We start from the raw sequence: 21,116 nt of genomic DNA, 5'->3' as shown, positions 1-21,116 counted from the left end.
CCTCCTACGAGCTCCGGGCGACGAGGCCCATCCCCAGGGCCAGCCCGTTGCGCGCCCACATGCCCAGGTGGGTCTTCGGCACCATCATGCGGACGTTCGGCCCGATCTGCTGCTTGCGCTTGACCAGCTCGCGGTGCCCCTCCTCGTACCGCCGGAAGGCGACCCGGTGGTCCGAGGTGCCCGCGAGCTCCTCGGCCAGCCGGTACGCCCCCACGACGGCCAGCTCCGCCCCGGCTCCCGACGCCGGGGAGGCGCAGTAGGCGGCGTCCCCCACGAGCGCCACCCGCCCCGACGACCACGAGGGCAGGCGCACCTGACTGAGCGCGTCGAAGTAGAAGTCGGGGTCGGCGAGGGCCCCGTCGAGCAGTTCGCGCACCCGCCAGGACGTCTCGCCGCCGAACGCCTCCGTCAGCAGCGTCCTGTGCTGCCCGACGTCGCGATGGTCATAGGCCAGCGGCTCGGACCTGAAGATGAAGTACGCCTTCGCCTGGGCGTGGTTGCCCGACCGGTAGAGCCCCGCCATCTTGCCCGGAAGGTTGTACATCGTCACCCACCGGTCCTCCCCCAGCGCGGAGTCCGCGTTCGCGAACGCGAAGTAGTGCCCCATGTGCCGCAGGGCCCCCTCCTCGGGCCCGAAGGCCAGCCGCCGCACCGAAGAGTGCAGCCCGTCGGCCCCGACGACCAGGTCGAACCGCCGCGTCGCGCCCGACTCGAACGACACCGTCACGCCGCCGCCGTCCTCCTCCATCGACCGGACGGAGTCGCCGAAGACGTACTCCACCTCCGGCCCGGTCACCTCGTGCAGCAGCGCCACCAGGTCACCCCGCATGATCTCGATCTCGCCGCTCCTGCTCATGTTCACGCGGGCCACGGCCCGGTCCGCCGCGTCCACGAACTTCATGCCCCGCACGTCCGCCGCCGCGGCCCTGACCCGCGGCATGATCCCCATCCGCTCGGCCACCTCGGTCGCCTCGTCCCGCAGGTCCACCCCGTTGCCACCCGTGCGCAGCCGCGGCGCCCGCTCGACCAGCGTGGCCCGCATCCCGTGCCGGGCCAGCCAGTACGCCAGCGTCTGCCCGGCGATGCTCGCCCCGACCACCAGAACCTCAGTCATGCCTCCGCCTCTCCTGACCGTTGGTCAGTTCAGGACTATAGGCTCCCGACCAACGGTCAGACAAGGTCTAGAATCGGCGGCGTGACGGACGACACTCGCTCGCGGATCCTCCAGGTGGCGCAGGACCTGTTCGCCGCGCAGGGCTATCACGCCACCTCGATCCGCGAGATCGCGGAGCGGCTCGAGCTGACCAAGACGGCGGTCCTCTACCACTTCCCCAGCAAGAAGGAGATCATCGCGGCCCTGGCCGAGCCGCTGCTGGCCGACATGGAGGCGGCGATCGACGCGGCCAACCGCGCGCCGGGGAGCGACGAGCGCCAGAAGCGGTGGGCGGTGATCGAGGGCCTGCTCGACGTCTGGCTGACGCACCGCGACCTGCTGAGGCTGCAGATGCGCGACCTCGCGCTGGCCGCGGAGGGATCGGTCTTCGACCGTTTTCGAGACGCCGCCTACCTGGCCCAGCACCTCATCGCCGGGCCGCTCGCCGACCACGTGGACCGCATCCGGGCGGCGCAGGCGTTCGGCATGCTCAGCGACCCCGTCGTGATGTTCGCCGACCTGCCGGCGGAGATGCTCCGCCCGGCCGTGCTGTCCGGGGTGGAACGCCTGCTGGAGGACCGTCCCGAGCCTCCGGCGCAGGAGGCGCGCCGGCGCGGCAGGCCGGGGGCGATGACGCCGGAGGCCATCGAGCGGGCCAGGCGCATGCACGCCTCGGGCCGGCACACCGCCGCCGAGATCGCCCGAGCCCTCGGCGTCTCCCGCGCCACCCTCTACCGCCACCTGTCCGCATAATATTGAGACACTATGTGAGACGTTTTCGAGACAGTGTCAGGGTGGCCGGCGGGGGAATCCTCCGCGCACGGGCGTTTAATTCGGTGGTGTCCGGACAGTCGGCGAAGCTACTGTTGCTGCAGGTCAGCGAGTGGGCACGCGGTTGTCAGCGCGCTGTCCCCTGCGGACCCGCGGCTCACCCGTACGGAATCGACCGACGGCGAGGCGATGGTCACCACTGGCGCCGTCCTAACGCCCCAGACGATCGCGAGCCGCGGGTCCCGCCCCCTCACCGCCCGGCGAAGCCGTCGAGGGCGGCGGACAACTCCTTGGAGAGCGTGCCGCTGCCGGTGTGCCCGGAGTCGTCCACGACGACCAGCTTGGCGTCCGGCCAGGCCTTCGCCAGCTCCCAGGCCGTCTCCAGCGGGCCGCCCAGATCGAGACGGCCGTGGATCAGCACGCCGGGGATCCCGGCCAGCCGCCCCGCCTCCCGCAGCAGCACTCCCTCCTCCAGCCAGGCGGCGTTGGAGAAGTAGTGGGAGCAGATCCGGACGAGCGCCATCACCGCCTCGGCCGGGCGGTCGCTGTAGGCGTTGGGCTTGCCGTTGGGCTCCATGGAGATCACCGCGTCCTCCCAGGTGACCCAGTCACTGGCCGCCTTCGCGCGGACCTCGGGATCGGGGTCGGCCAGGAGCCGCGAGTACGCCGCCAGCAGCGCGAAGGTGTCACCGTCGCGGTCGGCCTCGGGGACGCCCTGCCTGAAGCGCTCCCACTCCTCCGGGAAGAACCGCCCGACACCGCGGTAGAGCCAGTCGATCTCGGAGCGGCGCGTGGTCGTGACGGCCACGATGACCATCTCCGACACCCGCGCCGGATGGGCCTCGGCGTAGGCCAGCATCAGCGTCGAGCCCCACGAGCCGCCGTAGAGCAGCCAGCTGTCGATGCCGAGGTGCTCGCGGAGCCGCTCCATGTCGGCGACGAGGTGGTGGGTCGTGTTGGTGCTCAGGTCGACGGACGGGTCACTGGCGTGCGGGCGGCTGCGGCCGCAGTTTCGCTGGTCGAACAGGACAATCCGGTAACGCTCCGGGTCGAAGAGCCGGCGCACCCCCGTCTTGCACCCCGATCCGGGGCCGCCGTGGACGACGAGCGCGGGCTTCCCCTCCGGGTTGCCGCAGACCTCCCAGTAGACGAGGTTGCCGTCACCGGTGTCGAGCAGGCCGTGGTCGTACGGCTCGATGGGGGGATACATGGAACGATCGTATCGAGACGGCCGCGGTGGACCCGGTGGACCACCGCGGCCGTACCGTCAGGCGACCTTGGACGAGGGGGCCGACCAGGTGTTGCACGAGCCGGGGTCGCCGGAGGTGAAGCCGCGCTTGAGCCAGTGGCGCACCGCGGCCCGGCTGCCGAATTCACGCACCTCGGCGGGGTCCTCGCTCCACCGGAAATTGACGAGCTCGTTCCAGTCGCTCAGGTTCCTGCCCTCGATCGGCCAGACGCTCTTGATGAAGGCGGCGGCGAAGCATTCGCTCTGGAGACTCATGCGGCGCTGCTGCTCATACAGCTCCGTCTTTTTGTCATAGGGCAATTTGTCGTAGGCCTTGGCGATACCGACCAATTTCTGCACATGGTAGCCGTACATGGAGGCCGCCGTCTCGAACAGCCAGAGGTCGTCGGCTTCGTCGAGCCAGTCCTTGCCGAGCTGGAAGACCAGTGTCTCGGTGCGGTCGCAGTACCAGGTCTGGGAATTCAGTTTCTCGATGTCATAGCCACACCACTTCTTCGGAATCCGGTCCATGTGCCGCACCTTGACCGGCCTGTAGGTCAGGCCGGCGTTCGTGAGGTGCTGTTCCCAGGTGGTTTCCAGGCAGGCGATGACCGCGTCGAGGTAGGCGCGGGCCTGCTGGCGATTGTTCGGCTCGAGCGACGGCTCCGCACAGGTGGTCGTCGGCAGTGCACCCGCCTTATAGAGCGGATTGGCGGTTAGTTGGGAGGATTTGACGGGGTATGCAGCTGCCTGGGCGGTAGCGGTACCCGCTAAGGGCATCATGAGGGCGCCCGTAAGCGCCGCGAACATGAGAAGTTTCACGAGTCGTGAGAATAGGACCTCCCGGTAAAGAGGGCTAGATACAACTATGAAGTAATTCAACCACCACTAAGGGTAATGATCTCTGCGGATAACCGGATTACCATCCGCAGGGAGCACCATGTACAAGCACGCCATTGCCGCATTCGCCGCGACTTCCGGCCTGCTGCTGGCCGCCGGGCCGGCCGCCGCAGAAGAGGGGGCCGTGGACACGGCCCTGTGCGGCAACAACAACGTCGTCAGCTACAACGGGCAGTCGTCCTGGACCGAGGACTTCCAGGCCCTGGCCGAATCGGTCTTCAACGAGTCGCCGCTGGGGCCGCCGTGGTCCGGGCGCCCGAGCCCCGTCGACGGCCTGACCTGGGTCAACCGGACGACGACGTGCAGCCAGAGCATCCCCACGTACAAGGCCGGCGGCGTCGTCGGCCTGGTCGACGGGCTGCTCGGCCCCGCACCCGCGGCGCCGTGCACGACGACGACGAGCACGTCGTCCTCGTCGCTGCTGGCCGCCCTGGGACTCACGCAGGTCGTCGACTCGCTCTGGCTGGGCGCGGTGCCCTGCGCCACGACGAGCACCTGGTCCCCGACCACCTGGTCCCCGACCAGCTGGTTCCCGACCTGGTCCCCGGCCACCGGGACCTGGACGTTCGAGTCGCCGGGCGATCTCACGGTGGAGCAGCCCGTGACGCTCCTGGACACCACCGGGGTCTCGTCGCTGGTCAACCAGATCCTCGGCAACTGACGCGCCTCTGGCCTCATCGTCAGAGGGACGGGGCGAAGGGACTTCGACATGGAACGGCGAGCACCCCGCACCGGCCCGGCTCAACCGAAGACGGACGGCCTCGGCATCGCGTGAACCGAATGCGCCTGGCAGGAGGACACCATTTCCTCTGCCGGCGCACACCGATGCCGAGCCGTCCCCCGTGGACGCGTTCCTGGGAGTTCACGATGCTGTACGCCGACACGCGCGGCGTACAGCGGGTGCCGCTGAAGCGGCCTGCGGTCAGCGGAATTCGTCCGCGTGGTCGGCGGCCCATCGCCCGAACGTACGCGCCGGCGCCCCCGTGATCTCCTCCACCGTCGAGGTGATCAGCTCCGACTTCGGCCGCGCCTCCGCGCTGGCCAGCAGGGCCTCCACCAGGGCCGGCGGCCTCCCGTCCGCGAGCATCTGCTCACGCGCGGCCTGTACGGCCACCTTCTCGAACCGCAGCGGGCGCCCGATGGCCTCCCCGATCGCGCGCACCTGCTCGGCCCGGCCCACCACCTGCGGCCCGGTCAGCACGTACGTCGCGCCGTCGTGCCCGTCGCCGGCCAGCACCCGTACCGCCACCTCCGCGACATCGCGCGGGTCGATCACCGCGGTGGCGGCGATCTCCGGCCCGCGTACGGCACCGGTGGCACGGATCTGCGCCGCCCATCCCCGGGTGTTGGAGGCGATGGTGTTCGACCGCAGGATCGTCCACCGCAGCCCGGACCTCTCGATCAGGCCCTCCATGTCGGCGTGCAGCTGGTTGATCGGGTCACCCTGCCGCTGCGCCTCGTCGTCCACCCCCGACGACGAGAGGTAGACGACCCGGCGGGCCCGGCTCTTGATCACCTCCAGAATGGCGGAGGCGCCGTCGGCGGTGAGGAAGGGCCAGACCAGGAACACCGTCTCCACACCCGCCAGCGCCCGCTCCAGCGTGCCGGGCACACCCAGGTCCCCCTCCACGGCCGCCACTCCCCCTGGAAGCCGCGCCGCCCGCGCATCCCTCACCAACGCCCGCACGGAACCACCGGCGGACACCAGCCCGGCCACCACCTGCCGGCCCACGTTCCCGGTCGCCCCGGTCACCAGAATCTCGGTCATGACCGGATCAGCCCGGGCGCGGACGGCGATATTCCGGCCGCACCCGAAGGTCCAGGACACCTCGCCGGCCTTTTCCAGTCTCCGGGGCCGGGCGGCGGGATACCGTCGGACGGTGGAAGAGCAGACGCTTCCGGCGGCCGGCATGACGATCAGCGTACGGACGCGCCGGGACGTGGTGATCGTGGATCCGGAGCGTTTCCTGGCCGCGGCCCGCGCCGCGTACCGTGACCTCTGCCCCGAGGCGGGCGAGGATGACGCCGCCGAGAACGTCCGCGACGTCTATGACGCCGTACACGTTCTGCTGGACCGGTTCGGGCAGCTCGCGGCGGACGCGCCGGAGACGTCGCTCGGCCGTGACGGGCTGCGGCCGGGCCGGCGCGTGCCGGACCGTCCGGACGGCCTGTCGCCGGCGGGCGAGCTCCAGCGGATCGTGCTCGAGGATCCGATGCCGCTGCAGGACTACGGCTGCTTCCTCCCCGAAGATCCCTTCGCCCTGCCACCCGGCTCCCAGCCCTGAGCAGGACCGGCGTCAGCGCCGGACGCGTGCCGCCCAGACGATCGCGTACGCGACGGCCAGGAGCCCGAGGAGACGGGTGGTGTCGGCCATGCCGATGGCCGCGGTCATGGGCGCGACCGCGAGTGTCGACACGCCTTGGAACGCCGCCGAGAGGCTGAAGACCAGCACCATCACGCGTCCCCGGACATGGTCAGGCGTCGCCAGTTGCAGGCCGTTGAGGGCGAGGATCGCGCACGTGCCCACCCCGAGGTGGCCGACGAACGCCGCGGCCATTCCCGGGCCGAGTCCGGAGACGTGGGCGAGGACCAGGTATCCGAGGCCGAAGAGGGCCAGGGCCGCCGCCGCCACGTACAGCCGCCGACGTGTCGAGCCGCCGGCGAGCCGCCTGCCCGCGAAGGGGCCGAGCACGGCGCCGAGGCCCTGCGCCAGGTACAGGGCGCCGACTCCCGCGTCGCCGACGTGGAAGCGATCGAGGGCGTAGACGGGCAGGAGTCCGACCATTCCGTAGCAGAGACGCAGCCCCGCGGTCAGCCACAGCAGGGCCGCGGCCACGGGGGTCGTTCGCAGGAATTGCCAGAGTTCGGCGGTGTCAGCGCGTATCCGGATCCGGCGCGTCGACACGGCGCTGGAGAAGGGCCGCTCGATCCGCGCGACGAGCAGCGCGGAGACGATGAACGAGGCGCCGTCGAGGAGGAGCGTGGCCGAGGTGCCCCAGGCGGCGGTGACCAGGCCTCCCAGTCCGGCTCCGACGAGCAGGCCGGCCGAGTACAGGCTGCCGAGCACGGTCTGGGCCAGTGAGAGCTCTCGGCCGGTGACGAGGTTGGGCAGCGCGGCCTCGGGGATGGGACCGGCCATCGCGGCGAGCACCGACAGGACGGCCAGGCATCCCAGGGCCAGCGGTACCGAGCCGGTGTGGAAGGCGACCAGCAGCCCGCCCACCGGGACCACCGAGCCCAGGTCGCAGAGGATCCGAAGACGTCGCCGGTCGAACCGGTCGGTGAGCGGGCCGATCAACGGGAACAGCAGCACCCCGGGAAGGGAGTTGATCGCGAACAGCAGCGCCGTCCACCCCGGCGAGCCGGTGCTGTGGTAGACGAAACCGCTCAATGCGACGAAGGCGAACCAGTCGCCGGTCAGGCTCAGCGCGCAGGCGCCGATGAGGCGTCGGAAATCGGCGTTGCCGCGCAGCAGTGTGAAGAGGTCGCCGGAAGATCGGCGCCATGCAGGGAGCACTCGGTGACTCCAGCGGTGCGTCCTTCCGGAGAAGGACCGGAAAGGGATGACGTCGTCGGCGCATCCGCTGGTCAGGCACAAAGGTGCTGCATGGCAGCATGGTAGTGCCTGTTCCTGCCGCAGGGCCTCGCTTCTCGGGCTGAATGAAAGTTTCACCGGCGGTTGAGCCCGTGGTAAATCCCTGGCCAGCGGCGATGGTTTCGGGGTTGACGCGTTTGCAGTGGCGCATTGACGCCGAGGAAAGCGCTTTCCTAATGTGGCGACGTTTCGCCCGCGCCTCCGTACCCGACACCTTGGAGAACGATGATGCGCCTGAAAGCCATCCTCACGTGCGCCGGCCTGTTAGCCGGCGCGTTCGTCGCACTGTCACCGACCGCCGCACAGGCCGCGCCGACGCGGTACGAGGCGGAGACCTCGCCCGCGGTCTGCACCGGCACCATCGACAGCAACTGGTCCGGCTACTCCGGCAGCGGATTCTGCAACGGCAACAACGCCACCGGCGCCTCCGCCCAGTTCACCGTCAACGCCGGCGCGGCCGGGACGGCGACGCTGAGCGTGCGGTTCGCGAACGGGACCACGACCGCCCGCCCCGCCGACCTGATCGTCAACGGGTCGACGGTCCAGAACGTCTCGTACGAGGGCACCGGCACGTGGGACACCTGGGTCACCAAGACGCTCACCGTGTCGGTGCGGGCGGGCAGCAACACCATCCAGTTCAACCCGACCACCTCGAACGGCCTGGCCAACCTCGACTACATCGACGTCGACGCGGGCGGCACGACCCCGCCGACGGGCAGCACGCTCTACGTGGCGCCGAACGGCAGGGACGGCGCGACCGGGACGCAGTCGGACCCGACGACCCTCACCTCGGCGATCACCCGCATCACCGCCGGCGGGACGATCTACGCACGCGGCGGGACCTACAACTTCTCCCAGACGGTCACCATCGCGGCGGGCAACAACGGCACCTCGAGCGCCCGCAAGAAACTGTCCGCCTACCCGGGCGAGACCCCGATCCTGAACTTCTCGGCCCAAAGCGAGGACCCGGCCAACCGCGGACTCGCCGTGAACGGGTCGTACTGGCACATCTACGGCATCGTCGTCGAGCGTGCCGGTGACAACGGCATCTTCGTCGGCGGCAGCAACAACATCTTCGAGCGCACGGAGACGCGGTTCAACCGGGACACGGGGCTGCAGCTCTCGCGAATCGCCTCCGACACGCCCCGCGACCAGTGGCCGGCCAACAACCTCATCCTGAGCGCGTTGTCGCACGACAACGCCGACTCCGACGGCGAGGACGCCGACGGCTTCGCCGCGAAGCTCACCGTCGGCTCCGGCAACGTCTTCCGCTACTGCGTGTCCCGCAACAACATCGACGACGGCTGGGACCTCTACACCAAGACGGACACGGGCGCCATCGGCCCGGTGACCATCGAGGACTCCCTGTCGTACAACAACGGCACGCTCAGCGACGGCAGCCAGGCCGGCAACGGTGACCGCAACGGCTACAAGCTCGGCGGCGAGGACATCGCGGTCAACCACACCATCCGGCGCAGCATCGCGTACCGCAACGGCAAGCACGGCTTCACCTACAACCGGAATCCCGGCACGATGACGGTGTCGGACAACGTCAGCATCGACAACACCGAGCGCAACTACTCGTTCGACGCCGGCACCTCGGTGTTCCGCAACAACACCTCGTGCCGCAGCGGCAGCGGGACGAACGACCGGATCGTCGGCAACTCCGACAGTTCGAACCAGTTCTGGTCCGGCTCGAACGGGTCCCGGTGCTCGTCCTACAGCGGCGCCCTGCGCTGGTCCTTCGCCTCGGACGGCCGCCTCGTCGTGACCTTCGGGTGACGCCGTGACAGAGGGGGCGAGTACGCCACCGTACTCGCCCCACTCATGGTGTTCAACGCCGGCTCGTTCCGGCGCCGACCCCGCGACCCGCCGCGCCCAGCTCCAGGTGGGAGCCGGTGAACGCGGCCCGCAGGCGCCGATCGTGCGTCACGACCACCAGCGCGCCCCGGTAGGCGGCCAGCGCCTCCTCCAACTGCTCCACGAGCATCGGCGACAGGTGGTTGGTCGGCTCGTCGAGCAGCAGCAGGTCCACGGGCTCGCTCACCAGCCGCGCGAGCTCGATCCGGCGCCGTTGCCCGTAGGAGAGCTCCCCCAGGCGCAGCCCGAGGTCCGACGGCCGGAAGAGCCCCAGGGCGAGCAGCGTGTCCGCGTGCTCGTCCAGGCTCCCGGGACGCCCGTCCGCGTAGGCCCGCAACACCGTCCGGTCCGCCGGCCCGACCCGGCCGAGGTCCCCCTCGTCCTGCCGGAAGAACCCGGCCCGGCCGGCCCGCCGTACCTCGCCCGCGTCCGGACGCAGCTCCCCGGCGAGCACCCGCATCAGCGTGGTCTTGCCCGCCCCGTTCGGACCGGTGACGAGCAGCCGCTCACCGGCGCCGACGGCCAGGGAGTCGAGGCGAAGCCGGCCCGCCACCACCACGCCGTCGAGCGCGGCCACCTCGGTTTCGGAAGCGGCCCCCGCAGTGGCGAGGGTGGCGGCGAAGCGCAGCGGCTCGGGAAGCGGCGGCGCCGGGTGCTCGGCGAGCCACCGTAGCCGCTGCTGGGACTGCCGGATGCGCCCGGCGGCCCCGTGCGTACGCGAGCGCGCCCGCCAGGCGCCGGTGCCCATGCCCGCCTTGGCGACCTTGCGCGGGATCCCGGCCAGCCGGCCCGCGTTGGCCGCCACCAGCGTGGCATGCCGGTCCAGCTCCGTCTTCCACTCCTCGTGGGCCCGCGCCTGCGCGGCGCGTTCGGCGGCCTTGGCGACGAGGTACCCGGCGTAGCCGTCGCCGTAGCGGCGCACCTGCCCGTCGGCGACCTCCAGGATGGCGGTGGTCACCCGCTCCAGGAACATCCGGTCGTGCGTGATCGCCACGACCGTGCCCCGGTGGGCGCGCAGGCGCTGTTCGAGCCAGGCCACGGCCTGGTCGTCCAGGTCGTTGGTCGGCTCGTCGAGCAGCAGCAGCTCGGGAGCGGACGCCAGCGTGGCGGCCAGGACGAGCCTGGCGCGTTCGCCGCCGGAGAGCGTGCCCAGCGGGCGGCTCCGGTCGAGCCCGGGCAGCCCGAGCCCGTGCAGCGCGATCTCCACCCGGACGTCGGCCTCGTAGCCGCCCCGTGCCTCGAACTGCGCCACAAGCCCCGCGTACGCCTCCGCGTCCGCCTCTTCGAGCGACCGTTCGGCCGCCCGCATCCGGGCCTCGATCTCTCGCAGATCGGCCAGCGCCAGATCGACGGCGTCGGCCACCGTCGCGTGCGGCGGCAGCGCGAGTGACTGCGGCAGGTGTCCGACGCCGCCGGGCGCGACGGCCAGGAGCTCGCCGTTGTCCGGCCGCTCGGCGTTCGCCATGAGCCTGAGCAGCGTGGACTTGCCTGACCCGTTGTCGCCGATCACTCCGATCCGCTCGCCGGGTCTGACGGTGAGCGACACCCGGTCCAGGACGACGCGGGTGCCGTAACGCTTGGTGATCTCGGTGAGTGCGAGTTGGGCGGCGGTACGCAAAAGGCATGCCTCCTTTTCGAGGGTGAACAAACGGGGTGGGGTGGTCAGCCCGGCGCCTTCCGGCTGAGGTGCTCCCAGGCCCGGTACTCCTCCGTGCGGGCCCGCTCCATCTGCTGGACGATGTCGTACGAGGCGCCGCCGACGATCAGCCGCAGCGGCGGCTCCGCCAGCTCGACCAGCTCCATGATCACCGGCGCCGCCGTGCTCGGGTCGGGACCGGCGTCCTCGCCCCACATCTCGGCCAGCTGGGCGTGCAGCGGCTCGTTCTCCGGGCGCCGCTCCGCGAGCGTGGTGCCCCGCGTGAACAGGTCCGTGCCGTACCCGCCCGGCTGCACGATCGTCACCTTGATCCCGAACGGCGCCACCTCCATCGCCAGCGCCTGGCTCACCGAGTCGAGCGCGGACTTGCTCGCCGCGTAGAACCCGACGGACGCGAACCCGCCGCCGGACCCCATCGAGGTGACCTGCAGGATGTGGCCGGACCCCTGCGCCCGCAGGTGCGGCACCACAGCCTGGGCCACCCAGACCGCACCGAAGAAGTTGACGTCGAACTGGGCGCGGATCTGCTCCTCGGTGGCCTCCTCCACCATGCCGAACAGCAGCGTGCCGGCGTTGTTGACCACGACGTCGAGGCGGCCGAACGCCGCCGCGGCCTCGTCCACGACCTTCCGGACGGCCGCGCGGTCGCGGACGTCCAGCGTCAGCCGTACGAGGCTGTCGGGGTGGGCGGCGGCGAGGTCGGCGAGGGGGCCGAGGTCGCGGGCGGCGGCCACGACGCGGTCTCCGGCGGCGAGCGCCGCCTCGGCGAAGGCCCTGCCCAGGCCCCTCGACGCGCCGGTGATGAACCAGACTCGGGCAGTCGTCACACGGACTCCTCACCATTATGAGACGATACGGTCCGTCTCGTGATGACAAGGTATACAGGCACTCAGCTTCCGCGTCAAGACGGACCGTCTCGTCTCGCATTGGCGGCATGCGGCTGCCCGCACCGCCACCGGGTTCGCCAGGTCAGGCGCCGGGCACCGGGCGTGCGCGGGGCCGGCGCATCAGCAGCACCGCGACCAGCAGGAACAGGAGCCCCACCCCGGCGGCCGCGCCGCCCACGACGACGTAGGTCATGTCGATCGGCGGGTTGGTGGTCGGCGCGGCGACCGGCCCGCCGCCGAGGTACTCCTTCCCCTTGTACGGGGCCGCTTCGATCTTCTCGTCCTTGGCGGCGCCCGCCGCCCGCACCGCCGCCGCCGCGTCGATCAGCCCGAAGCCGAGGAACACGTTGTAGCCGGACGGCGGCTTCCTGGCGGTCCGCACCAGGATGTCGCGTACCTGCCGGGGCGTCAGATCGGGATTGCGGGACAGCATCAGCGCCGCGGTGCCCGCCGCGAGCGCGCAGGCCGGGGAGGTGCCGTCCCCCGCCCGGTAGCCGCCGCGGTTGTCGGCGGCGTAGATGTCCACGCCGGGTGCGGTGATGGTGTTGTACGTGTGCACCTGGGAGAAGTCCGCCCGCGCGCCGCCCGGCCCCATCGCCGCCACCGCGATCACTCCCGGGTAGGCGGCCGGGTAGGAGACGACGTTGTTCGCGTCGACCTCCAGCGGGTCGGTGGATCCGCCGTTGCCCGCGCTGGCCAGCAGGATGGCCCCCTTGCCGAGGGCGTAGTCGACGGCCGCGGCCGTGGTCTCGTCGTAACCGCTGCCGAGGCCCCACTCGTCGGTGCCGAGGGACATGGAGATCACGCGGGCGCCCTTGTCGACGGCGTACCGGATGCCCTTGGCCAGCGCGGTGGCCGCCTTGATGCTCTCCTTGTCGGCGGCGGTGCCGCCGGACTTGGCGGCGGACTCCGCGCGCTTGCGCGCCGGGTCCTCCCGGTCCCAGATCACCCGTACCGAGAGCACGCGGGCCTGCGGGGCGACCCGCAGCACGCTGGAGGCCATGGCGGTGCCGTGCGCGCCCCAGTACGACTGCCCGGGCTTCGCGCCGCCGCCGATGAAGTCGGGGCCGTTCGTCACCCGTCCGCGGAACTCCGGATGGCTCTTCACGACCCCGGTGTCCAGGACCGCGACGGTGATCCCCTTGCCCTGTCCGAGCCGCTGCGCGGCCGGCACCTTCATGATCTGCTGTTCCCAGCCCCGCGGCGCCTCGGCCACGGCCGGTGCGGCGGTGGCCGCGACCAGTCCGGCGACCATGACGGCCGCGCAGGTCAGCCTGCGAATCATGCCCCCACCTTCCGGGCCTCCGCGTACAGCCGGGTGGCCAGGCTCTCCGCGAGCCCTTGCGCGGTGTACGCCCACGCCTCACGGTCCTCCCGCTGCGGGTACTCCCTCCTGCCCCACGGTTCGGGCAGCCGTCCGGGCCTGCGGCCGTCCGCCGGCCCCGTGGTGACCGCCACGAACATGGGCACGTCCCCAACGGTCCGGCCGCCGTTCCCGGTGCGCGCGGAGTCCTTCCACTGGGTGCCTGGCGCGGCGAGCGCGCGTACCGCGTGGTCCGGCTTCCGCTGCGCCTCACGCACGATGCCCTCCAGGTCGACGCGGGGCAGCGACTCGCGGAAGGCGACCAGGGCCACGGTGGCGGCCGTCCCTCCGGTGTCGTCCACGTACGTGGCACGCACGGCCGCGACGCAGCCCCGCTCGGCGGCTACCCGGGCCAGCTCGCCGGAGAGCGCCGTCCGGCAGGAGGTGTCGGAGGAGATCGCGGCCCTGGTCCAGCCGCGCTCGTCGTTCGGGGAGGAGTAGCCCTTGTCGGGGTGCTCCCGGCCGAGCCGCGGCGGCAACAGCTTCTCGACGGGCACGTTGCGCCACAGCTCCTTGGAGTACGCCGAGTTGTGGATGACCTGCCGGCTGTTGGAGTAGGCGTGCGCGATGAGCGCGCCACCGCCGAGCACGGCCAGCAGACCGAAACCCGCGACGACCAGCCCGACGAGGACCCGCCAGGCGCTGCGCCGGGGCCGCACCGGCCCGGTCGGCGGTGGCGGCTGCTGGTAGGGGCCGGGCGGGTACGGCTGGGGAGGCCCGGGGGGCGGCTGAGGGGGATGGAACCCCGGCCCGGAGCTGGACGGGGGGTACATCAATGTCTCTCCTGTCGTGCGAGCGGGCCGATCAAGGTTCCGTTTAAGCCCCTCTGATCGATTTGCGCGTTCTGACCCTATCGGTGCTCGGCGGATCACCTCCCCGGACTTCCTTGACCTCAAGTGCGATTCAGCTTCTAGCGTCGTCGGCGACGGACGAAAGGAGTTCGACTGTGACGACACTTGTCACGGGTGCCACCGGGAACACCGGCCGCCACGTGGTGACGGAGCTGCTCCGCCGCGGAGAGCCCGTTCGGGCGCTGACCCGCGATCCGGTCGCGGCGGCCGGGAAGTTGCCGGCCGGGGTGGAGCTGGTGGCCGGCACGCACCACGAACCGGTGACGCTGGACACCGCCCTCGACGGCGCCGGCCGATTGCACATCACGGTGACGACGGGACTCGCCGAGGTCGGTCCCGAGTTGGTCCGGCGGGCCGTCGCCGCAGGTGTCCGGCGTATCACCGTGGTGTGGGGCGGCTGGGTGGGACCCGTCGAGCAGGCCGTGACCGACTCGGGCGTGGAATGGACGCGTCTGGAGCCGCAGGAGTTCATGTCCAACACGTTGACCTGGGCCGGATCGATCCGGGCCGAGGGGGTCGTCCGAGAGCCGTACGACTTTCCCAGTGCGCTGGTCCACGAGGCCGACATCGGGGCCGTGGCGGCCGTCGCGCTGCTCGACGACGGCCATGCGGGACGCGCGTACAACCTCACCGGTCCCGAGGCGCTGACCCCGCGCGAGCGGATCTCTCTCCTGTCCCGGGCCGTCCACAGCGACATCGCCTTCATGCCCATCACCCATGAACAGGCCGTCGACAGGCTGATGGCCACCGGCGTCTCCCGTGCGGACGCCGAGTATGTCATCGGCTGGTACGCCACCCCCAGCGATTCCGCCACGACCGTGGACGACACCGTTGAACGGGTGATCGGCCGTCCGGCGCGTACGTTCGCGCAGTGGGTGGCAGAGCACGCCGAACGTTTCAAGATCAGCCGTTAGGTCGCCCACCGGGATCGGCGGGGTCTCGCCGTGCGGCTCGGCTTCAGGCGAAGAATCGCGTCAGGTGCTTGACGACGATCTCGGGCTGCTCCTCGGGGATGTAGTGGCCGCTGTCCGGCACCGGCACCACCTCGACGTCGGTGCCCTTGTCCGGCAGCACCGCCTGAAGGAGCAGGTGACCCCCCTCTCCGCCGCCCAGGCCCAGCAGCGGAACGGTCACCTTGCCATAGGTCTTCTCGTCGGCGATGTCCTGCCCGAACGCCCGGTACCAGGCATTGCCCGCCCGGATCGCGTCCGGCGTGGAGTAGGCGCGGGCGTAGATGTCGCGGTCTCGGTCGCCGATGGAGGCGGGATCCTCGACCAGGTAGTCGCACATCCAGTCGATCAGCTCGCGGGACCGGCCGGCGAGCAGGCGTTCCGGCAGGCCGGGCACCTGGTTGAAGGCGAACCACCACAGGAAGCGGCCCGGCCCGGCGTGGATGTCGCCGTCGACCTGCTGGCGTCCGGGCCGAGGGAGCAACGAGAAGGTGTAGAAGCGCTCGTCAGGGTGGGCGATGTCCAGCAGGGCGATGCGTCGGACGTGAGCGGGATGGTTCGCGGCGAAGGCGTAGGCGACCATGCCGCCGATGTCGTGGCCGGCGATGTCCACCCGGTCGTGGCCCAGCCGGCGCACGAGTCCGAGGATGTCAGCGGCCATCGTCTTCTTGTCGTAGCCGGAGGCGGGCTTGTCCGAGCCGCCCATGCCGCGCAGATCGACGGCGATCACCTGGTGGCGTTCGGCGAGCGGCGGCATGATCTTGTGGAACTCCCACCAGGTCTGCGGCCATCCGCCCAGCAGCACCAAGGGCCTGCCCCGCCCGCCCGTCACGTAGTGCAGGCGAGTCCCGTCGACGTCGGCGTGACTGCTGACGAACCCGCCCGGCAACGACCGTGCCAGCTCGGCGTCGGACAGTGCTTTCGGCATGTGATCCTCCCAATGTACGGGAGTACCGTACATTAGCCGACTACGGCGGTACCGTACGATCGGACCATGGCTGCTCTTCTGCATCCGACGACCGAGCAGTTGCAGTTGGAGGACGTACTCGCCGCGCTCGGGCACCCGGTCCGGATGAAGATCGTGCGCGCTCTCGCCTCCGGCGAGGAGACATACTGCGGGGCGATCGAGACCGGAGCGCCGAAATCCACCCTCACGCATCACTGGCGGGTCCTGCGGGAGAGCGGCGTGATCCGCCTGCGCCACTCGGGACGCAGAAACTACCTCACCCTGCGCAGAGACGATCTCGAGGAACGCTTTCCCGGGCTCCTCGCCGTCGTGTTCCGGTGAGCACGGCGCCGGCCACGCATTTGCCCTGACACTGACGTCAAGGATGTAGCGTGCCCGCGGACTCTGACCTCGAGGATGACGATGAAATTCGCGATCAGCTACTCCGCGGCCGACGGGCTCGACCCCGACAGGCTCGTAACGTATGCCCGCCATGCCGAGGATTGCGGCTTTGAGGGGCTGTACCTGCCCGAGCACGTCGTGCTGTATCCCGGCGCCGCGGTCGGCCCCTTCGAGCTCCCGCCGTCCCTGCCCTTCCCCGATCCGCTCGACTGCCTGGCCTTCGTCGCGGCGGCAACCCGTCGCATCCTGCTCGGCACCGCCGTGCTGCTGCTGCCGTACCACCACCCCGTGGTCCTGGCCAAGCGGCTGGCGACCATCGACGTGCTGTCCAAGGGACGGATGCGGCTGCTCACCGTGGGGCTGGGCACGCTGCCCGGCGAGGCCAGGGCGATGGGAGTCGACTTCGGCACCCGCGGACGCCGTACCGACGAGGCCATCGACGTGCTGCGGCTGCTGTGGGAAGGCGACGAGAAGGGCGTCAGCTTCGACGGCGAGTTCTTCGGCTTCGACGACGTGACCAGCTACCCGAAGCCGTATTCGGGCACCCACCTGCCGATCCACGTCGGCGGATCGAGCCGGGCGGCCGCGCGGCGCGCCGGTCGGCGCGGCGACGGCTACTTCCCCGGCGGCGCCCTCACCCCGGAGGAACGCGCGATCCAGTGGGAGCTGGCCCGGGCCGCCGCCGTGGAGGCCGGCCGTGACCCCGGCGCGCTGGAGCACACCCGATGGGGCTCGATCGACATGTCCGCCGAACGGGTCGAGACCTTCGCCGCGCAAGGCGTGACCCGCCTCGTGGTCGGCCCCACCTCGGCGGATCCGGAACAGCAGCGCGATGAGATGTCCGCGTTCGCCGAGCGGTTCGCCCTCCTCAGCGCCGGCTGACCCCCGAAACGGCACCGCTCGCGCGCAGGTTGGTGATGATGGCGGTGGACTTGCCGGCGAGGGCGCCGGCAACGTACCGGTCGATGACCGGGAGCCGGGCCAGTTTGAGCGCGGCTCGCCGGAGGTGCAACTGCCGGGTGGTGGCGGGGATGAACCAGCGTGTCCCGTCGCGGGCTACCTGCTGCTTGTCGGTGACCACCGGTCGCAGTGCCTGCTCGTAACGTTCCAGCGCGCTGTCAAGGGTGTCGGCACGGAACAGGTGCTCGGCCAGGACGTACGCGCCGGTGATGCCCAACGAGGCGCCCTGGCCGGCGAGGAGGGACACCGCGTGGGCGGCGTCGCCGATGAGCACCACGCGGCCCCGTCTCCAGGCCGGCATGTCGATCTGGGCTACCTGGTCGTAGTAGACCTGCTCCGGCGGTGGACAGGCGGCCAGAGCGCGTGGCGCGACCCAGCCGAGGGCGCCGTATTCGTGGCGGATCGCCGCACGTGGATCGGCCGGCAGCGTGGGGTCGGGGGTGCGATGCACGGTGAAGACCGCCACGCGCCGGTCTCGCAGCCCGTAAAGGCCCATCTGCCGGTTGACGGTGTCGGTCAGGCAGAACTGCCGGGCCACCTGGGCGTGGATGCCGGCGTCGTCGAACGAGTACGCGGCGGTGTGGAATCCCAGGTATCGCAGGAATTGCCGTTCGGGCCCGAAGACGTGGTCGCGGACGGTGGAGTGGATGCCGTCGGCGCCTACCAGGAGATCGGCCTCGATGGTGCTGTCGTCGGTGAGGGTGACGGTGACGCCGTCGGCGCGGTTGTCGATGCGGGTGAGGGTGGTGGCGTGGCGCACATCGACGCGGTCGGAGAGGTGTTCGCGCAGAGCACGTTCGAGGTCGGGGCGCATGATGCTGGTCAGCCGGCCGTTCACGATCTTGGCGAACTGGGCGAACCGCACGCCGGAGCGCCGGCGGCCGTGGTGATCCCGGTAGGTCATCTCATCGATCCGGTAGCCCAGCTCCCGGATGCGCGGCAGCACGCCCATGGCCTCGGCGGCGTCGTAGCCAGGGCCGAAAAAGTCGATCATGTAACCCTGGGTACGAGGGCCGGGCGCCTTTTCCAGAACCACGACCTCTGCCCCGAAGCTGTCGAGGCGCTGGGCGAGGGCCAGTCCGGCGATTCCGGCTCCGCAGATGACCACTTTCACGACATTTCACCATTCCTTACTCGGCGGGCGTGATGAGCCGCTCCAGGACGGTTGTCAGCTCCGTGGCGTCCGGTCCCGGGCCGAGCGCGCGGTGCAGCATGATGCCGTCGAACGCGGCGGCCAGCACCGCGGCGGTCGCCTCGGGCGCGGCCACCCCCTGCTCGGCCAGCCGACCGGCCAGCAGCCGCCGGAACTCGTCGACGACCGCACCCACTGAGCGGCGCAGGCTCTCGTCCCGGCCGGCGGCCAGGTACGTCTCGGCGAACAGCAGCGAGGTCGGATCCCGGCCGTCGTAGTCCTTCAGGAAAGCCACCATCAGCTTCAGCGCTTCGCCGGGCGTGTGCGCCTGCTCCAGGCCCGCGCCGATCTGCTCGATCAGCGCGCGCATCACGCCGAGCGCGGCCTCGGCCAGCAGAGCCTGTACGGAGGCGAAGTGATAGTGCACCACACCGGGGGCCACTCCGGCCCGGTCGGCCAGCATCCGCGTACTGACCGCCGACCAGCCTCGCTCGGCGATCAACTCGGCCGCCACCCCCAGCAGGCGCCGACGCGCCTCCCGCCCCCGTTCCGCCGCCGTCGCACTCACTCGTCCACACCCCTGGTCAATCGCCCTGGACGATCGCCCTGGACGTATGTCCAAAACGTAGCACGCGATCTACTCCCGGCAAAAGCCTCTTGTGGAGCGGATGGGGCGTGATCGCGCGATCAGTTGCCCACGCCGAGGCCGGACATGAACACGGACGGGTACCGGTCGCCGCGCGCCGAGCCCGGCGGCACCGCCTTCTCGATTTCGGCGAGGTCGTCCGCGGTGAGGTTCAGGTCCGTCGCGGGCAGCGCCTCGGCCAGCCGCTCGCGGGTGCGGGCGCCGACCAGCGGCACGATGTCGTCGCCCTGCGCGGCCACCCAGGCGATGGCCAGCTGGGCGACGGTGCGGCCCTTCGCCTCGGCTACCCGGCGCAGAGCGTCCACGAGGGCGAGGTTGTGCTCCACATTCCCGCTGGAGAAGCGTGGGCTGAAGCCGCGGCTGTCACCGGAGCCGGCGGTGTGGCCTGCGGTCCAGTGCCCGGAGATGAGGCCGCGGCCGAGCACGCCGTACGCGGTCAGGCCGATGCCGAGCTCCCGCAGCGTGGGCAGGACGTCCGCCTCCACCGCGCGGGAGATCAGCGAGTACTCGATCTGCAGGTCCGCGATCGGGTGGACGGCGTGCGCCCGGCGGATCGTCGCCGCGTTGACCTCCGAGAGGCCGATGTGCCGTACGTACCCGGCCTCGACCAGCTCCTTGATCGCGCCCACCGTCTCCTCGATCGGGACCGCCGGGTCCAGCCGGGCGGGACGGTAGATGTCGATGTGGTCGGTGCCGAGCCGGGCCAGCGAGTAGCCCAGGAAGTTCTTCACCGCCTCGGGCCGGCCGTCATGCCCGCCGAACTCGTGGCCCGGCCCCCGCAGCATGCCGAACTTGACGCTCAGCCGGTAGCTGTCGCGATCCCGGCCGCGCAGCGCCTCGGCGAGCAGCAACTCGTTGTGGCCCATGGCGTAGAAGTCGCCGGTGTCGATGAGCGTGACGCCGGCCTCCAGCGCGGCGTGCACGGTGGCGATGCTCTCCGCGCGGTCGGCCGTGCCGTACGCGCCCGACATGCCCATCGCGCCCAGGCCCAGCGCGGAAACGGCCGGTCCGGTGCGGCCCAGGGTTCGTCTCTGCATCACGTTCTCCCTCGTCTCGATGTCGTCCCCAACCATGCGCCCGAACCGGGACGGGCGGGAGCGGAGCGTTCATCGTGGGAGCGCCGCTCCCTGGCTCGGCTCGCAGGCCGCGAGGCAGTATGAAGCCATGCAACGTGACCAGCTCGCCGACTTCCTGCGCCGCCGCCGCGAGGGGATCCGGCCGGCCGAGGTGGGCCTCGCCGACGGCCCCCGCCGCCGCACCACCGGCCTGCGCCGGGAAGAGGTGGCGCTGCTCGCCGGCATGTCGGTGGACTATGTCGTACGCCTCGAGCAGGGCCGCAGCAGCCAGCCCTCGACCCAGATGCTCGGCGCGCTGGCCCGGGCGCTGCGCCTGTCCGACGACGAGCGCGACCACCTGTTCCACCTGGCCGGCCACCGGCCGCAGCCCGCCGACGGGGTGGCCCGCCTGGCCCGCGCCGGCCTGATCCGCATGCTCGACCTGCTCGGCGACACCCCGGCCCTGGTGCTGTCCGACCTGGGCGAGATCCTCGCCCAGAACCGCGCGGCCGTCCTGCTGACGGGCGACCACACCGGCTTCTCCGGCGACCGGCGCTACATCGTCTACCGCTGGTTCACCGACCCCGCCACGCGCGCCGTCTGCCCGCCCGAGGAGCAGGAGCATCGGGCCCGTCAGTTCGTGGCCGACCTGCGCGCGGCGGGGGGGGGCCCCGGCCGCGCGGCCCCGGGGGGCGGGGGCGGGGGCCGGGGGGGCGGCGGGCCCGGCGCCGCCCCCCCGCCGCGGGGGGGGGTGGGCGG

The 21,116-nt window shown here is 71.2% G+C and carries 21 protein-coding genes; 8 read left to right on the top strand and 13 right to left on the bottom strand.

Features of this window, described 5'->3' with window-relative positions; all coding sequences use genetic code 11:
* Positions 1-4: 4 nt before the first annotated feature.
* Entirely contained in the window at positions 5-1,114 is a 1,110-nt protein-coding gene (locus ACWEPL_RS10740) for an FAD-dependent monooxygenase (protein ID WP_452435914.1), read from the bottom strand.
* Between the two features lie 81 nt (positions 1,115-1,195).
* Here ACWEPL_RS10740 and ACWEPL_RS10735 point away from each other — a divergent pair, with 81 nt between their 5' ends.
* Positions 1,196-1,906: a TetR family transcriptional regulator gene (locus ACWEPL_RS10735; protein WP_363970587.1), complete on the top strand. Its 711-nt coding sequence runs from the start codon at positions 1,196-1,198 to the stop codon at positions 1,904-1,906.
* Positions 1,907-2,174: 268 nt separating this feature from the next.
* Here ACWEPL_RS10735 and pip read toward each other — a convergent pair whose 3' ends face one another.
* Together pip and ACWEPL_RS10725 are read right to left on the bottom strand one after the other, a co-directional pair.
* Positions 2,175-3,134 (bottom strand): prolyl aminopeptidase, encoded by a 960-nt coding sequence (pip, locus tag ACWEPL_RS10730; RefSeq protein WP_355197520.1) that lies wholly within the window; start codon positions 3,132-3,134, stop codon positions 2,175-2,177.
* 57 nt (positions 3,135-3,191) lie between these two features.
* A complete protein-coding gene (locus tag ACWEPL_RS10725; protein WP_452435913.1) occupies positions 3,192-3,974 on the bottom strand; it encodes a neutral zinc metallopeptidase in 783 nt (260 codons plus the stop codon).
* Positions 3,975-4,092: 118 nt separating this feature from the next.
* Between ACWEPL_RS10725 and ACWEPL_RS10720 the strand changes: the two genes are divergently transcribed.
* A complete protein-coding gene (locus ACWEPL_RS10720; RefSeq protein ID WP_363970581.1) occupies positions 4,093-4,713 on the top strand; it encodes a hypothetical protein in 621 nt (206 codons plus the stop codon).
* 261 nt (positions 4,714-4,974) lie between these two features.
* Here the strand turns inward: ACWEPL_RS10720 and ACWEPL_RS10715 are convergent, their stop codons facing one another.
* Positions 4,975-5,820 (bottom strand): NAD(P)H-binding protein, encoded by an 846-nt coding sequence (locus ACWEPL_RS10715; RefSeq protein WP_452435912.1) that lies wholly within the window; start codon positions 5,818-5,820, stop codon positions 4,975-4,977.
* A gap of 112 nt (positions 5,821-5,932) precedes the next feature.
* Between ACWEPL_RS10715 and ACWEPL_RS10710 the strand changes: the two genes are divergently transcribed.
* Positions 5,933-6,337 (top strand): hypothetical protein, encoded by a 405-nt coding sequence (locus tag ACWEPL_RS10710; protein WP_452435911.1) that lies wholly within the window; start codon positions 5,933-5,935, stop codon positions 6,335-6,337.
* 12 nt (positions 6,338-6,349) lie between these two features.
* Here the strand turns inward: ACWEPL_RS10710 and ACWEPL_RS10705 are convergent, their stop codons facing one another.
* Positions 6,350-7,570, bottom strand: coding sequence for an MFS transporter (locus ACWEPL_RS10705; RefSeq protein ID WP_452435910.1), 1,221 nt, complete (start codon positions 7,568-7,570; stop codon positions 6,350-6,352).
* Between the two features lie 303 nt (positions 7,571-7,873).
* Between ACWEPL_RS10705 and ACWEPL_RS10700 the strand changes: the two genes are divergently transcribed.
* On the top strand, positions 7,874-9,430 hold the full coding sequence (locus ACWEPL_RS10700; protein WP_452435909.1) for a carbohydrate-binding protein: 1,557 nt from the start codon (positions 7,874-7,876) through the stop codon (positions 9,428-9,430).
* Between the two features lie 52 nt (positions 9,431-9,482).
* On the opposite strand, the gene abc-f is transcribed toward ACWEPL_RS10700, so the two are convergent.
* The 4 genes from abc-f to ACWEPL_RS10680 form a co-directional block, all read right to left on the bottom strand.
* Positions 9,483-11,126, bottom strand: a complete 1,644-nt coding sequence (gene abc-f / locus ACWEPL_RS10695) for a ribosomal protection-like ABC-F family protein (RefSeq protein ID WP_452435908.1) — start codon at positions 11,124-11,126, stop codon at positions 9,483-9,485.
* A gap of 44 nt (positions 11,127-11,170) precedes the next feature.
* Positions 11,171-11,992: an SDR family NAD(P)-dependent oxidoreductase gene (locus tag ACWEPL_RS10690; protein WP_452435907.1), complete on the bottom strand. Its 822-nt coding sequence runs from the start codon at positions 11,990-11,992 to the stop codon at positions 11,171-11,173.
* A 142-nt stretch (positions 11,993-12,134) separates the two neighbouring features.
* On the bottom strand, positions 12,135-13,337 hold the full coding sequence (locus tag ACWEPL_RS10685) for a S8 family serine peptidase (protein ID WP_363970567.1): 1,203 nt from the start codon (positions 13,335-13,337) through the stop codon (positions 12,135-12,137).
* Entirely contained in the window at positions 13,334-14,188 is an 855-nt protein-coding gene (locus tag ACWEPL_RS10680; RefSeq protein WP_452435906.1) for a hypothetical protein, read from the bottom strand. Before ACWEPL_RS10680 ends, ACWEPL_RS10685 begins: the two co-directional genes overlap by 4 nt.
* A gap of 173 nt (positions 14,189-14,361) precedes the next feature.
* Here ACWEPL_RS10680 and ACWEPL_RS10675 point away from each other — a divergent pair, with 173 nt between their 5' ends.
* Complete coding sequence (locus ACWEPL_RS10675; protein ID WP_452435905.1) at positions 14,362-15,180, top strand: NmrA family NAD(P)-binding protein; 819 nt, start codon at positions 14,362-14,364, stop codon at positions 15,178-15,180.
* 43 nt (positions 15,181-15,223) lie between these two features.
* Here the strand turns inward: ACWEPL_RS10675 and ACWEPL_RS10670 are convergent, their stop codons facing one another.
* Positions 15,224-16,144 (bottom strand): alpha/beta fold hydrolase, encoded by a 921-nt coding sequence (locus ACWEPL_RS10670; RefSeq protein ID WP_363970561.1) that lies wholly within the window; start codon positions 16,142-16,144, stop codon positions 15,224-15,226.
* 66 nt (positions 16,145-16,210) lie between these two features.
* Between ACWEPL_RS10670 and ACWEPL_RS10665 the strand changes: the two genes are divergently transcribed.
* The gene (locus tag ACWEPL_RS10665) at positions 16,211-16,504 is read left to right on the top strand and encodes an ArsR/SmtB family transcription factor (RefSeq protein ID WP_350725932.1); all 294 of its coding nucleotides are present in this window, start codon (positions 16,211-16,213) and stop codon (positions 16,502-16,504) included.
* 81 nt (positions 16,505-16,585) lie between these two features.
* Entirely contained in the window at positions 16,586-17,446 is an 861-nt protein-coding gene (locus ACWEPL_RS10660; protein ID WP_452435904.1) for an LLM class F420-dependent oxidoreductase, read from the top strand.
* Here ACWEPL_RS10660 and ACWEPL_RS10655 read toward each other — a convergent pair.
* The 3 genes from ACWEPL_RS10655 to ACWEPL_RS10645 all read right to left on the bottom strand — a co-directional run bounded on the left by ACWEPL_RS10655 (position 17,433) and on the right by ACWEPL_RS10645 (position 20,339).
* A complete protein-coding gene (locus ACWEPL_RS10655) occupies positions 17,433-18,638 on the bottom strand; it encodes an FAD-dependent monooxygenase (protein ID WP_452435903.1) in 1,206 nt (401 codons plus the stop codon). The two genes, ACWEPL_RS10660 and ACWEPL_RS10655, sit on opposite strands and share 14 nt — an antisense overlap.
* A gap of 16 nt (positions 18,639-18,654) precedes the next feature.
* Complete coding sequence (locus ACWEPL_RS10650; RefSeq protein ID WP_449893204.1) at positions 18,655-19,224, bottom strand: TetR/AcrR family transcriptional regulator; 570 nt, start codon at positions 19,222-19,224, stop codon at positions 18,655-18,657.
* Positions 19,225-19,343: 119 nt separating this feature from the next.
* The gene (locus tag ACWEPL_RS10645) at positions 19,344-20,339 is read right to left on the bottom strand and encodes an aldo/keto reductase (RefSeq protein WP_363970553.1); all 996 of its coding nucleotides are present in this window, start codon (positions 20,337-20,339) and stop codon (positions 19,344-19,346) included.
* A gap of 127 nt (positions 20,340-20,466) precedes the next feature.
* On the opposite strand from ACWEPL_RS10645, the gene ACWEPL_RS10640 reads away from it, so the two are divergent.
* On the top strand, positions 20,467-21,116 hold a 650-nt coding region (locus tag ACWEPL_RS10640), incomplete at its 3' end, for an MmyB family transcriptional regulator (protein WP_452435902.1).

The organism is Nonomuraea sp. NPDC004186 (assembly GCF_053603495.1).
This window is presented reverse-complemented; position numbering and strand designations above follow the sequence as displayed.

Coding starts and splice junctions, on each gene's coding strand:
- ACWEPL_RS10740 (WP_452435914.1), bottom strand. CDS start 1,114: ATGACTGAGGTTCTGGTGGTCGGGGCGAGCATCGCCGGGCAGACGCTG.
- pip (WP_355197520.1), bottom strand. CDS start 3,134: ATGTATCCCCCCATCGAGCCGTACGACCACGGCCTGCTCGACACCGGT.
- ACWEPL_RS10720 (WP_363970581.1), top strand. CDS start 4,093: ATGTACAAGCACGCCATTGCCGCATTCGCCGCGACTTCCGGCCTGCTG.
- ACWEPL_RS10715 (WP_452435912.1), bottom strand. CDS start 5,820: ATGACCGAGATTCTGGTGACCGGGGCGACCGGGAACGTGGGCCGGCAG.
- ACWEPL_RS10700 (WP_452435909.1), top strand. CDS start 7,874: ATGATGCGCCTGAAAGCCATCCTCACGTGCGCCGGCCTGTTAGCCGGC.
- ACWEPL_RS10685 (WP_363970567.1), bottom strand. CDS start 13,337: ATGATTCGCAGGCTGACCTGCGCGGCCGTCATGGTCGCCGGACTGGTC.
- ACWEPL_RS10680 (WP_452435906.1), bottom strand. CDS start 14,188: ATGTACCCCCCGTCCAGCTCCGGGCCGGGGTTCCATCCCCCTCAGCCG.
- ACWEPL_RS10670 (WP_363970561.1), bottom strand. CDS start 16,144: ATGCCGAAAGCACTGTCCGACGCCGAGCTGGCACGGTCGTTGCCGGGC.
- ACWEPL_RS10665 (WP_350725932.1), top strand. CDS start 16,211: ATGGCTGCTCTTCTGCATCCGACGACCGAGCAGTTGCAGTTGGAGGAC.
- ACWEPL_RS10660 (WP_452435904.1), top strand. CDS start 16,586: ATGAAATTCGCGATCAGCTACTCCGCGGCCGACGGGCTCGACCCCGAC.
- ACWEPL_RS10645 (WP_363970553.1), bottom strand. CDS start 20,339: ATGCAGAGACGAACCCTGGGCCGCACCGGACCGGCCGTTTCCGCGCTG.